Below are 12,995 nucleotides of genomic sequence, written 5' to 3' on the forward strand. Positions count from 1 at the left end.
CATATGTCAATCGACTACAAGAAAACAAATGCACCGGTTTCAACAGTAACTTGGGATAAGAACGAATTATCTGAACCAACCGGGAATCTTTATGAATCACTTGTTGTGATGGGTAAAAGAGCCAATCAGATAAGTTCAGAAATGAAGGAAGAGTTGAATAAGAAGCTACAAGAATTCGCTTCTTACACGGATAATTTAGAGGAAGTTTTTGAAAACCGTGAGCAGATTGAGATTTCGCGCTTTTATGAGCGTTTGCCAAAATCGGTTTGTATTGCAACCCAAGAATTTGTTGAGGGTAAGGTTTACCACCGTAATCCTGATAGAGAAGGTTCTGAAGAGTAAAAAGGTTAGGTTTCTATTATTTTAATAAAACCTTTCTGATTTAAAAATATAAAGGTAAAGGGGAATGGTGTATTCTCTTTTATCTTTTTTTATTTTTGGGATATGCTAAAAGGAAAAAAGTTTATACTTGGAATAGCTGGTGGTATTGCAGCTTATAAATGTGCTCAACTAACTCGTTTGCTGGTTAAAGAAGGGGCAGAGGTGCAGGTGATTATGACTAAGTTGGCCAAGGAGTTTATAACTCCCTTAACCATGGCAACTTTATCGAAGCGTCCTATTTTAGTTGAGTTTTTTAATCCTGAAAATGGCGATTGGAACAGTCATGTTGATAGTGGCCTTTGGGCCGATGCTATGATTGTTGCTCCAGCTACAGCTAATACCATGGGCAAAATGGCCAATGGTGTAGCAGATAATTTATTGATCACAACTTATTTGTCTGCTCGTTGTCCTGTATTTGTTGCGCCAACTATGGATTTGGATATGTATCAGCATCCGTCTACCCAGCGCAATATGCAAACACTTCTATCATACGGTAACCATTTAATTGAACCCAATGCTGGAGAATTGGCGAGTGGTTTAGTTGGAAAGGGTAGAATGGCAGAACCGGAAGAGATCGTTGGTGAGTTAAAGAATTTTTTTCAAAATCAGGATAAACAAGAGTTACTAGGGAAGAAAGTACTAGTATCCGCTGGTCCAACACACGAAAAAATTGATCCGGTAAGGTTTATTGGTAACTACTCATCGGGTAAAATGGGATATGCTATTGCAGAAGAATTAGCGGAGCGTGGAGCAGAAGTGTCGTTGGTAAGTGGTCCAAGTCAATTGAGTGTTATTCATAAAAATATTAAACGCATTGATGTGCAAAGTTCGGCGGAAATGCACGATGCTTGTGTTAAGGAGTACGAAGGTGCCGATGCTGCCATTATGTCGGCTGCAGTAGCAGATTATACGCCTGAAATTGTGGAAGGGCAAAAAGTAAAGCGAAAGGCGCCCAAAGTATCCATAGAATTGAAGGCAACAGTTGATATTGCTGCGACGCTTGGTGCCACAAAAACAAAGAATCAGTTACTTGTTGGTTTTGCTTTGGAAACGCAAAATGCTGAAGAGAATGCACGTAAGAAATTAGAAAAGAAAAATCTAGATTTTATTGTTTTAAACAGTCTGGAAGATGCAGGTGCAGGTTTTAATTCTGATACTAATAAAATCACAATTATCGATAAGGATAATAAGACGCAGAATTTTCCGTTAAAGAGTAAAGTGGAAGTAGCCAAGGATATTGTTAATGAATTGCTTACTCGCATAAATGGTGTCGCACCATAACCTTACAAGATCGCTATGAAATACGTATTGATTATTCTATTTGTTTTTTTGGGGATGAGAGCTCAAGCGCAAGAGTTTCAGTGTGCTGTGCAGGTTGTTTCTTCACAAATTCAAAGTTCTAATAAAAAGGTGTTCGAAACTCTTCAAACATCTATTATGGAGTTTATGAATAATCAGAAATGGACAAATGATAAGTTTGCGCCTGAAGAGAGAATTGATTGTAATATAATGATCAACATCTCTGAAATGATTTCCATTGATGAGTTTAGAGGAACGTTTCAAATACAGGCACGTCGTCCGGTATATAACACTAACTACTATACGGTATTGTTCAATCATCAAGATCAGGATTTTCATTTTAAGTACGTGGAGTTCGAACCATTGATTTATAATCCTAATAACTTTGATTCTAATCTTATTGCTGTATTAGCCTACTATGCTAATATCGTACTGGGTTTAGATTACGACTCCTTTAAAAATAATGGAGGTACACCTTATTTCCAAGAAGCAGAAAGAATTGTAAATAGGGCGCAGAGTGCTCGTGAGGGTGGCTGGAAGTCATTTGAGGGCCAAAGGAATAGGTATTGGTTAGTCGAGAATATTTTAAATGAGTACCACCGTCCGCTACGTCAATGCATGTATCAGTATCATCGAAAAGGTTTAGATCGCATGGGTGATAAAGTAGAAGAAGGACGTGCGGAAGTCGTCAAGGCATTGGAGTTGACTCGAAAGGTGCATAGGCAGCGACCGAGTTCATTTTTCACTCAAGTTTTTTTTACTGCCAAAGCCGATGAGCTAGTCAAGATATTTGAGGAGTCTTTTTCTATGGAAAAAGGTCGTGTAGTTGAAATTTTACTGGAGGTGGATCCTCCAAATAGTAAGAAATACGAAAAGATTTTATCGTCAAAATAATATGCTCAAGTCATTATCTATATCTAATTACGCTTTAATTGATAAGGTAGAAGTTGCCTTTGAAGGTGGTTTAACTGTTATTACTGGAGAAACAGGGGCTGGAAAGTCGGTTTTGCTTGGTGCTATGTCCTTAATTTTAGGTCAGCGCAGCGATGTTAATGCATTGCTTAGTAAAGAACAGAAGTGCATTGTAGAAGGAGAGTTTTTTATTGGTAATTATGGTTTGATTGATTTTTTCGAAGCAAATGATGTTGATTACGAAGAGGTAACAATCATCAGACGTGAATTATTGCCATCGGGGAAGTCAAGAGCTTTTGTTAATGATACGCCCGTGAATTTGGGCTTTCTTAAAGGTATCAGTGCCCAGTTAATCGATGTTCACTCGCAACATCAAAACTTATTGCTTGACGATAGTGGTTTTCATATGACCGTTATTGACACCCTAGCCGACAATAATAAGCTTCGGGATCAATACAAAAATGAGTATAAGAATTATAAATCTTTGAGTAAAGAAATTGAGATTATGATTGCTGAAAATGATAAGCAAAAAGCAGATCTTGATTATATGCAATTTCAATATGAGCAACTCAAAGATGCTAATTTAAAAGAGGGGCAACAGGCAGAATTAGAGCAGGAATTAGAGCAATTAACGCATGCCGAGGAAATAAAAACATCCTTAGTAGATGTGGTAAATAATCTAAATCACGAACCATCGCCTGTTCTAGAGCTCTTAGTTGATTCGGTTAATAAGTTAGAACGAATCAGTGGTTTTATAGATGGTGGTGAAGAGTTGATTCAACGAATAGAGTCAGCTCGCATTGATCTTAAGGATTTGGCTGAGGATTTAGAAGCGCGTTCTGAGAATTTGGAGTATAATCCAGAGGTGGTTTCTAAGATGCAGCAAAAGCTAAATGATATATACAGTCTTCAGCAGAAACACCGTGTTTCGTCTGTTGAAGAATTAATTGAATTAAGGAATGATTTTGAGCAACGTATTCATAAGGTCAATTTCTTTGACGATGAACTGCAACTAAAACAAAAAAACTTAATAGGCATCGAAAAAAAGCTGGCTAAGGCATGTGCTGATTTAAGTAAAACACGAAGCAAGGTTTTTAGCAAGGTTAAGAGTAATATTGAAAAACAATTACAGGTGCTGGGAATTCCCCATGCCAATTTTGTTATACAACATCATATAAGTGATGAGTATGGTGTCAATGGTAAAGACGAGATAGAATTTCTATTCTCGGGTAATAAAGGAGGTCAGCCATCTTCTATTAATAAAGTAGCATCTGGTGGCGAAATTTCTAGAGTGATGTTGTCAATTAAATCGTTGTTATCGTCAAGTAAAGGTTTGCCAACCATAATTTTTGATGAAATTGATACGGGTGTTTCTGGTGAAGTGGCCGATCAAATGGGTGGAATAATGGCTCACATGAGTAGTTCTATGCAAGTAATCAGCATTTCACATTTGCCACAAATTGCGGTTAAGGGGGATCATCATTTTAAAGTGTATAAAACAGATGATGCGGATAAAACAATCTCAAATATCCGGAAATTAAACCACGAAGATCGTGTTGTAGAGGTTGCAAAGATGCTAAGTGGCTCAACTTTATCAGAAGCTGCTATCGAGAATGCAAGGTCGCTATTGAATAACTAATCAGGTATTTATAACTTACAAAACCTTTTTGCCTATTGCTTGTTGTAATAGGTTAGGTATATAATATTAATGTTGAAACTTGTGTTGTGCAACATATGATGTATATTTGTGCGCTCAAAAATAAATTGATATGGGATTTGATCTTTTAAAAGGAAAAAGAGGGATTATTTTTGGAGCCCTTAATGACATGTCTATTGCATGGAAAGTAGCTGAAAGAGCTTACGAAGAAGGGGCCCGATTTACATTGTCTAATACGCCGGTTGCTTGCCGTATGGGTGAGGTAGTTGAACTGGGTAAGAAGTGTGAGGCTGAAATTATTCCTGCTGACGCTACAAATGTAGCCGACCTGGAGAATGTTTTCGATAAATCAATGGAGGTGCTTGGCGGAAAAGTGGATTTCGTTTTGCATTCAATCGGAATGTCATTAAATGTTCGTAAAAAGAGGGTTTATCATGACTTGGACTACAATTATCTAAACAAAACTTTAGATATTTCTGCAGTTTCTTTTCATAAAATGTTACAGGTAGCTTTCAAAAAGGACGCTGTTAGTGAATGGGGATCTGTTTTAGGTTTAAGCTATATTGCTGCCCAACGTACCCTTTACGGATATAACGATATGGCAGATGCGAAAGCATTATTAGAGTCTATCGCGCGTAGCTTTGGATATATTTATGGTCGCGAACGTAAAGTAAGAATCAATACTATTTCACAATCACCAACTGTAACAACAGCTGGTAGTGGTGTAAAAGGTATCGATGGCTTAATTGACTTTTCTGATCGTATGTCGCCCTTGGGTAATGCTGATGCTGCTGATTGTGCCGACTATTGTATTACAATGTTCTCCGATCTTACGAAAAAAGTAACCATGCAGAATCTGTTTCACGATGGTGGGTTCTCTAATGTGGGAATGAGTTTAAGGGCCATGACTCAGTATAATAAGAGTTTTGACCAAGATGACTTGGAAACAAAATACTAAAATTGAGAAAGGGTGCTGAAAGCACCCTTTTTTGATAGGTTTAATTAACTTAAAAGCACTGCTCTAAATATTTTTATTGTCGTGTTTTAATCATTAAATTTGGCCACGTTTTTATTGAGAATATGGCAGTTTTAACGTAATGCCGAAATATATTGTTGACAAATAAAGTAATCATGGATCAATACCGAATAAATCACCTTAAGGAACTAGAAGCAGAGTCTATCTATGTTATTCGAGAGGTTGCTGCTCAATTTGAAAATCCGGTGATGTTATTCTCTGGAGGAAAAGACTCGATTGTTATGTTTCACTTGGCCCGTAAGGCTTTTTGGCCTGCTAAAGTGCCATTCCCTTTGATGCATATCGATACAGGGCATAATTTTCCTGAAGCAATAGAATACCGTGACCGTGTAATGGAAGAAACCGGAACAAAATGCATTGTGGCAATGGTTCAGGATTCCATCGATCAAGGTAGGGTAGTAGAAGAAAAAGGTATTACTGCTAGCCGTAATAAATTGCAAACAACAACTTTGCTCGATGCTATTGAGGGCAATAAGTTTGATGCTGCCATGGGTGGCGGACGTCGTGATGAAGAAAAAGCACGTGCCAAAGAACGTTTTTTCTCACATAGAGATGAGTTTGGGCAGTGGGATCCTAAGAATCAACGTCCTGAACTTTGGAACATCTTCAACGGTCGTAAGAATATGGGAGAGCATTTTCGTGTATTCCCAATCAGTAACTGGACAGAGATGGATGTTTGGCAATACATCTACATGGAGCAGATTGAACTACCAAGTTTGTATTTTACACACAAGCGCGAGGTTTTCAATCGTGATGGTGTATGGATGGCTAAACTACCATTTATGCAATTGAAAGAGAACGAAAAGTTAGAGACTTTAGATGTGCGTTGCCGTACAATTGGTGATGTTACATGTACGGGCTTAACGCTTTCAAAAGCCAACACTTTAGAAGATATTATACACGAAGTAGCAGCTACACGCACAACCGAGCGTGGCGGAAGAGCAGATGATAAAAGATCTGAGTCAGCCATGGAAGATCGTAAACGCGAAGGCTATTTTTAAACTTTTGTCAAATCAGAAAAATCAATAATATGTCCGGAAAAGAATCAGGATATTTAGATATGGAGCTTTTACGCTTCACCACAGCAGGAAGTGTAGATGATGGTAAAAGTACATTGATTGGTCGCTTGCTGTATGATAGCAAAGCCATCTTTGAAGATCAGATGGAGGCTATTGAGCGTGTGAGTGAGCGATCGGGGCACGAAGAAGTTAATTTAGCTCTTCTTACCGATGGTTTACGATCAGAGCGCGAGCAGGGAATTACCATTGATGTTGCTTATCGTTACTTTGCTACACCAAAACGTAAATTCATTATTGCCGATACCCCAGGACACATTCAATATACCCGTAATATGGTTACTGGTGCCAGTACGGCTAATGTGGCTTTAATATTGGTTGATGCACGTCATGGTGTGCTTGAGCAGACATTGCGCCACGCCTATATTGCATCTCTATTGCAGATTCCGCACGTTATTTTTTGTATTAACAAAATGGACTTGGTGGACTATAGCCAGGAGCGTTTTGAGCAAATTAAAGCTGATATCGATGCTGTATCGTCTAAGTTATCTGTAAAAGATATCCGTTTTGTGCCGATTAGTGCCTTGAAAGGTGATAACGTGGTTGATCGTTCAGAGCCAATGGCATGGTACGATGGTCCTACCTTAATGTATTTGTTGGAAAATATTCATATTAGTAGCGATATTAATCATGATGATTTCCGTTTTCCAGTACAGAATGTAATTCGTCCTCAATCAGCCGAATGGCCTGATTACAGAGGTTATGGTGGTCGTATTGCAAGTGGCGCTATTCAGGTAGGCGACGAAGTGAGCGTATTGCCAAGTGGTTTTACTTCTAAGGTGAAAACCATTGATATGATGGAAGAACCATTAGAGATTGGTTTTGCACCTCAGTCGGTATCTATTACGTTGGAAGATGAAATAGATATTAGTCGTGGCGATATGTTGGTGAAGAAAAACAACGGAACAGAGCCTAAAAACAGTCAGGATATTGAGGCGATGGTTTGTTGGTTTAACGAGCGTAAATTAATGCCGAGAGGTAAATACGTTATTCGTCATACATCATCAGAAGCACGTTGTATGGTTACTGAGATTCAATATAAAATGAATATCAATACCCTTGAAAAAGACGAAGAAAACAATGATGTAAACATGAATGATATAGCTCGAATTAAAATTCGTTCAACTAAACCATTGTTTTTTGATTCATACAATCGTAACCGTATTACTGGTAGTATTATTTTGGTCGATGAGGCTACCAATGAAACTGTTGCTGCTGGTATGATTATTTAAGAATAGAATTATATCACATATAAAAGGCCGCTTTTCATATTGAGAAGCGGCCTTTCTGTTTTTAAGCTTTAGGTAACTACGATTTGAGTGCGTAAGGTATGGTTGAGTGTCCATTTTATTCGCATGCTCAACACTTTCTGTTAAAGTTTCTTCGTATCCTCTTTGGGGTGTCGTCGTATCTTCTTCGGGTTTGCATCGTACCTGCATCGGTTCAACCACGCTCCTAGCGAGCTTGAACCAATGTAAGCTCATTGTTGGGACGATGATGGTAGCGTGTAGTCTCGAACATCTTTTTTTTATGGACTGAATTTAAAACTAAGTTGTGATTTCAGTTCTAACCGACTTTACTGGGCATGGAGGTACTAATTGATAGGATGTAACTTGCGACTTAGTTTAATGATAGTCCACTACCAAACCTGTAAACGCTTAAAAAAGTTGTTTGAGGAGTCGCTCTTCATTGCAAAAAAAAAAGGAGCCTTGGTTAGAGGCTCCTTCGGACGGTTAAGAATAGGTTGGAGAAGGTTAAAACTTCCAACCAAAGGTAAAACTAGCCTGATGGTTACGATACTCTAATGAAATTGGATCAGCAAAACTTAATCCTTCAAGCATTGAGCCGTCACTTGTATTCGGGTAGTAATTATCTTCATTGAACTTATAGGCATAGGCAACGTCAAAAAAGAAGCTTTTATTACGAATGCCAATACCTGTTGTGGCCATCCACTTAACAAGTTCAACATCTGTGTATTCTTCCTTAATTGGCGTATCGAAATAGGCAGCACCAGCTCTAAAAGCCAGGTATGGTACAGGTTTTATTTCAATACCAGCCCTAAGGTCATGTGATATTTTCATTTGGTTTTTAATATCTGTATTTATTTGATTGAATAAGGTGGCATAGCTACTATTAGAAGTGAACTTGGCTGATGTGTGGTCAGTCATTTCATAATCGGCAGACAGTAAAGCGAATTTTCCTAATACAATGGCTAAACTGCCTTGTACCCGATAAGGGGTTCTGTATTTATACTTGTATTCTCCTCTGTTTGATGGTTGATTGTATTGATCGTAGTTAACAAGGTATGATGTAATGCCAGAATAATACTCCTCTTCTACTTCCATAAAAGTAGGTGTGTGAACAGATCCTCCTAATCGTATGGGGTGGAGGTTAAGGATTAGACCAAACTTACCGTTAATGCCAAATCCTTTTTGCTCTAATTTATTGTAGGCATCGAAATAGTCAACATCCAATGGCCCTGATGGATCAAAGCTATTAACATTAATTTCTCTAAAACTTTCTTTCTGTTCGTATCGAAATGTTTGAAAGTTTAAAGATGTTCCAATTAATAGTATGTGGCTGATGTTTGCTCCAAATGTTAGTCCGTATTCACCCGAATAACCATCTCTTTCAATAATGTTGTATTGAGTTATACCATTCACATTTCTATTATAAACTTCACTGGTTCCGTCGTCATAGTCTATTACATCTTCGTACTGACTAAAATATTGTGTGCTCCCATCAAAAAGAGGATCCAACAAGTATGTTTCATAAGCCCAGTGGGCTCTGCCTTCTAAATTCCCCGGAGTTGCATTAATGGGCACGAAGTTGCCATTTTGATCGTAGTATCCATGTGCTTCATTTCTGATGGTACTTAGTAATGTACGCACATCTGTAATCTGACCATCTTCGTTGTAAAGGCCATCTTTCACGCCTGTACCGATTAGCATGGATGTATTCTCGTTAAAATCAGCTGTTCTGTTGTAGGTAAAACCAAAGTGTGTGCTAATCATGCCCTTGTCCTTTTCTCTCAGTGGACGATTGGTTGTGACGGCACCCGCTTGGTTAAAAATAAACGAGTATTTATCATCCTGGCTGTTATAATTTTGATAGTTAGCCTTTGACTGGTTAAATGAAATCGAAGGCGTAAATGCAAATTCAGAAGTTCGATACACAGCAATACCTGCTGGATTGATACTGATGGCGCTCAAGTCACCACCAAGTGCACCAAATGCGTTGGCCATTGCTAAAGAGCGTGATGTACCACTTAGTTCTTTCTTGTTAAATCGTATTACATCATCCAGATTTTGTGAATGACCTATGTTGATAATAGCAAATGCTATCAATAGAGTATATAGAGCTTTTTTCATTGTACAAGTTTTTATAGGGTGAAAAAGGTTAGGTGCTTATCTACGCCCACCACCGCTTCGGCTACTTCCACTTGATGAACCGGAAGAACCTGATGACCGGGAGGAGCCTGAGCTAGTTGAAGAACTTCTACTGCTGCTTGAGCTGCCGGATGATCGGCTGGGTGTATAAGAACTTTTACTCGAACTGCTCGATCGACTAGGCGAATAGGTGCTTTTAGTGCTACTCCCTGAGGATCTGCTAGGTGTATATGTTGAACGGGAGCTAGATGAGTTATTGCTGCTTCTACTTGTACTGCTTCTTGAACTTGAAGATGGCCGTGTATAGCTTGCATTTTTGTTATAACTCGATCTGCTCGATGAACTTCTTGAATTAGAATAGCTTGGTGTGTATGCCCTTCGGCTGGTTCCGGTTCTATTACTTGTGCTACTAACGTTTGTTTTATTATTCGATGTATTACTTACCTTATTGTTTTGTTGATTGCTGTAAGTGTAAGTTCTACCGGTATTGGAATTGGTAATCGTTCGTTGTTTGTTGTTATTGTACGATATATTGCTATTACCTACAGAATAAGCTTCTTTGTTGTTAGATGTTGATATGTAGGGGTTTTGAACAGAACCTGTTCTTCCTCCAGATGTGCGGTCTGTTGGGGCAACTCTACTTCCGCCGGGACGAACCGATGTCGCTTGTCCACCTCTTGGTCTATAATCAGTTGCATACCCAATGCCTCCACCTCCACTTGGTGGATAATAAGGTGGATAGTAACCTCCGCCTCCATAATATGGGTAGCAATGATGGTAACTGTAATAGGGGCTCCACCATGGACTGTGCCATGGGTCATAGAAACCATAACCAGGATAACCCCATCCCCAACTCATAGAATAGTTCCAATGCCATGATGAATTATAGCCATAGTTAAACATGTAGTTGTTGTACATGGGGTTGGTCCAAGTTGGAAATGCGTAGGCATAATTGCCATCAACATATACATTCCAGTCCCAATTATTGAAGTAAACCATGTCATTGTACAAAGGAGACCAGTATGGAATACCGTTAAAAGGGCCATGGAATTTAATGAGTCGTTCAGCATAATCCTGATCCATATTTGAACCATTAAATTCATCTACCCAATAGCCGGTTTCTTCATTGAAATAAACCAAGGTATCCATTTGAGTAATTGAGTCACTTTCCAACAGGCTTAAATAATCGGCTTGTATCTGAGAGAAGTTTCGATTGTCTTCAACTGCTAATTCAGATTTGTTATAGTCATTCTGAAGTTGCTGAAGATCCTTGTTATCTTCTTTTTTAAGATCCTTATTTTCTTGAATAGGAGCATAGGCATTATCAACCACCATTGGTTTACTCTTTGGTTTGTGATACAAGTCATCATCGTAATAACTGTTGTCCGCCCACTGCGAAGAGCTACATCCGCTTAAAAGGAGTGTGATAAATAAGCCAAATAATGTATATGTTTTCATTACTAATCCTCCGGATTTTGATGGTTTAAATACGTGGTGAAATAAGCAAAAAACATGCCGTAGTATTAAAAAATGTAAATTATTTTCAAATAAATGTTAATTTCTTTAATAGGCTTCTCATCTACCACTAGATGTGTGCAATATTAATAAAACAGCACATCTAGCCTAATGATTTGGCGTTATTTTTATTATTTTTGTGCCTCTTGTAAAGAAACGGATACTAATAAAGAATTAGAAGATGGCAAAAGTTTTAACGCCTAGGAGTGAAAGTTATTCACAATGGTACAATGATCTTGTACTAAAAGCAGATTTAGCAGAAAATTCAGCAGTACGTGGATGTATGGTTATTAAGCCTTACGGTTATGCCATATGGGAAAAAATGCAAAATGTATTGGATCGTATGTTTAAAGATACGGGACATGAAAATGCCTATTTTCCGATTTTTATTCCCAAGTCTTTTTTTAGTAAAGAAGCTGATCACGTTGAGGGATTTGCAAAAGAATGTGCGGTTGTTACGCATTACCGTTTAATGAATGACCCGAATGGTGATGGTGTTGTTGTTGATCCAGAGGCTAAGTTGGAAGAGGAATTGATTGTTCGACCTACTTCGGAAACAATTATTTGGAATACTTATAAAAACTGGATTCAGTCGTATAGAGATCTGCCAATTAAATGTAACCAATGGGCTAATGTTGTTCGTTGGGAGATGCGTACACGTTTGTTTTTGCGAACAGCAGAGTTTTTGTGGCAGGAAGGGCATACAGCTCATGCAACTAAACAAGAGGCCATTGAAGAAACCGAAACAATGATTAATGTTTATGGTGATTTTGCAGAAAGGTTTATGGCTGTGCCTGTAGTCAAAGGTATCAAATCGGCTAATGAGCGTTTTGCAGGAGCTTTGGAAACTTATACCATTGAAGCATTGATGCAGGATGGTAAAGCATTGCAATCTGGAACCTCACACTTTTTAGGGCAGAATTTTGCGAAAGCATTTGACGTTAAGTTCGCCAGTAAAGAGGGGAAAGAAGATTATGTGTGGGCTACTTCATGGGGTGTTTCAACTCGCTTAATGGGAGCATTAATTATGGCTCACTCAGATGACAATGGTTTGGTACTTCCTCCAAAATTAGCTCCGATACAAGTTGTGATTGTTCCTATTTTTCGCAAGCCAGAAGAATTGGCTAAGATAAAGGAAGCTTCTAGCGGTATTATTTCTCAATTACGCGATAAAGGTATTGATGTTAAGTTTGATGATAATGATAACCGTAAACCAGGTTGGAAATTTGCTCAGTACGAGCTAAAAGGTGTACCAGTGCGTTTGGCTATGGGACCACGCGATTTGGAGAACGGAACTGTTGAGGTTGCGCGACGAGATACATTAAGTAAGGAAGTTGTGGCAATTGATGGAGTAGTAGAGCATATCACGGACTTACTTGATAAGATTCAGGAAAATATATTCCAGAAAGCATTAGACTTTAGAGCGGAGAGCACAGTGTCGGTTGATACTTACGATGAATTTAAGGAGCGTTTGGAAGAAGGTGGGTTGATAATGGCTCACTGGGATGGTACGCCCGAGACAGAGCAGCGAATTAAAGATGAAACAAAGGCTACTATTAGATGTATTCCTTTGGATCAGCCAGATGAAGAAGGCGTTTGTATGGTGTCAGGTAAACCATCGTCAAAACGAGTGATGTTTGCCAGAGCCTATTAAAAATACTTAATTTAAGAGTGAGAAAAGAGAGACAATGATATTGATCTCTCTTTTTTTATGCGAAAAAGTTTAAATT

General features: G+C 38.5%; 10 protein-coding genes. 8 read left to right on the forward strand and 2 right to left on the reverse strand.

The features are described 5' to 3' along the window. The first annotated feature begins 3 nt into the window (after positions 1-3). The 7 genes from FNN09_RS04665 to FNN09_RS04695 all read left to right on the forward strand — a co-directional run bounded on the left by FNN09_RS04665 (position 4) and on the right by FNN09_RS04695 (position 7,593). A complete protein-coding gene (locus FNN09_RS04665) occupies positions 4-342 on the forward strand; it encodes a DNA-directed RNA polymerase subunit omega (protein WP_255434016.1) in 339 nt (112 codons plus the stop codon). A gap of 102 nt (positions 343-444) precedes the next feature. Next, on the forward strand, positions 445-1,662 hold the full coding sequence (gene coaBC, locus FNN09_RS04670) for a bifunctional phosphopantothenoylcysteine decarboxylase/phosphopantothenate--cysteine ligase CoaBC (RefSeq protein WP_143300320.1): 1,218 nt from the start codon (positions 445-447) through the stop codon (positions 1,660-1,662). Positions 1,663-1,677: 15 nt separating this feature from the next. Further along, positions 1,678-2,574: a DUF4835 family protein gene (locus tag FNN09_RS04675; RefSeq protein ID WP_143300321.1), complete on the forward strand. Its 897-nt coding sequence runs from the start codon at positions 1,678-1,680 to the stop codon at positions 2,572-2,574. A gap of 1 nt (position 2,575) precedes the next feature. Then, positions 2,576-4,231, forward strand: a complete 1,656-nt coding sequence (gene recN / locus FNN09_RS04680; RefSeq protein ID WP_143300322.1) for a DNA repair protein RecN — start codon at positions 2,576-2,578, stop codon at positions 4,229-4,231. A gap of 130 nt (positions 4,232-4,361) precedes the next feature. After that, positions 4,362-5,207, forward strand: coding sequence for an enoyl-ACP reductase (locus tag FNN09_RS04685; RefSeq protein WP_143300323.1), 846 nt, complete (start codon positions 4,362-4,364; stop codon positions 5,205-5,207). 173 nt (positions 5,208-5,380) lie between these two features. Beyond that, positions 5,381-6,286, forward strand: a complete 906-nt coding sequence (gene cysD, locus FNN09_RS04690; RefSeq protein ID WP_143300324.1) for a sulfate adenylyltransferase subunit CysD — start codon at positions 5,381-5,383, stop codon at positions 6,284-6,286. Between the two features lie 29 nt (positions 6,287-6,315). Beyond that, positions 6,316-7,593, forward strand: coding sequence for a sulfate adenylyltransferase subunit 1 (locus FNN09_RS04695; RefSeq protein WP_255434017.1), 1,278 nt, complete (start codon positions 6,316-6,318; stop codon positions 7,591-7,593). A 522-nt stretch (positions 7,594-8,115) separates the two neighbouring features. Here FNN09_RS04695 and FNN09_RS04700 read toward each other — a convergent pair. Both FNN09_RS04700 and FNN09_RS04705 read right to left on the reverse strand, forming a co-directional pair. Continuing rightward, positions 8,116-9,732 carry an OmpP1/FadL family transporter gene (locus tag FNN09_RS04700; protein ID WP_143300325.1) on the reverse strand — a complete coding sequence of 539 codons (1,617 nt, stop codon included), beginning with the start codon at positions 9,730-9,732 and terminating at the stop codon, positions 8,116-8,118. Between the two features lie 36 nt (positions 9,733-9,768). Then, positions 9,769-11,208: a hypothetical protein gene (locus FNN09_RS04705; protein WP_143300326.1), complete on the reverse strand. Its 1,440-nt coding sequence runs from the start codon at positions 11,206-11,208 to the stop codon at positions 9,769-9,771. Between the two features lie 238 nt (positions 11,209-11,446). Between FNN09_RS04705 and proS the strand changes: the two genes are divergently transcribed. Next, complete coding sequence (proS, locus tag FNN09_RS04710; RefSeq protein ID WP_143300327.1) at positions 11,447-12,919, forward strand: proline--tRNA ligase; 1,473 nt, start codon at positions 11,447-11,449, stop codon at positions 12,917-12,919. The last annotated feature ends 76 nt before the right edge of the window (positions 12,920-12,995 follow it).

It is taken from the genome of Carboxylicivirga sp. M1479, assembly GCF_007097485.1.
GTDB lineage: Bacteria > Bacteroidota > Bacteroidia > Bacteroidales > Marinilabiliaceae > Carboxylicivirga.

Bases quoted from the DNA above. Each gene is read 5' to 3' on its own strand.
- coaBC (WP_143300320.1), top strand. From the start codon at position 445: ATGCTAAAAGGAAAAAAGTTTATACTTGGAATAGCTGGTGGTATTGCA.
- FNN09_RS04695 (WP_255434017.1), top strand. From the start codon at position 6,316: ATGTCCGGAAAAGAATCAGGATATTTAGATATGGAGCTTTTACGCTTC.
- cysD (WP_143300324.1), top strand. From the start codon at position 5,381: ATGGATCAATACCGAATAAATCACCTTAAGGAACTAGAAGCAGAGTCT.
- FNN09_RS04705 (WP_143300326.1), bottom strand. From the start codon at position 11,208: ATGAAAACATATACATTATTTGGCTTATTTATCACACTCCTTTTAAGC.
- FNN09_RS04665 (WP_255434016.1), top strand. From the start codon at position 4: ATGTCAATCGACTACAAGAAAACAAATGCACCGGTTTCAACAGTAACT.
- proS (WP_143300327.1), top strand. From the start codon at position 11,447: ATGGCAAAAGTTTTAACGCCTAGGAGTGAAAGTTATTCACAATGGTAC.
- FNN09_RS04685 (WP_143300323.1), top strand. From the start codon at position 4,362: ATGGGATTTGATCTTTTAAAAGGAAAAAGAGGGATTATTTTTGGAGCC.
- FNN09_RS04675 (WP_143300321.1), top strand. From the start codon at position 1,678: ATGAAATACGTATTGATTATTCTATTTGTTTTTTTGGGGATGAGAGCT.
- FNN09_RS04700 (WP_143300325.1), bottom strand. From the start codon at position 9,732: ATGAAAAAAGCTCTATATACTCTATTGATAGCATTTGCTATTATCAAC.
- recN (WP_143300322.1), top strand. From the start codon at position 2,576: ATGCTCAAGTCATTATCTATATCTAATTACGCTTTAATTGATAAGGTA.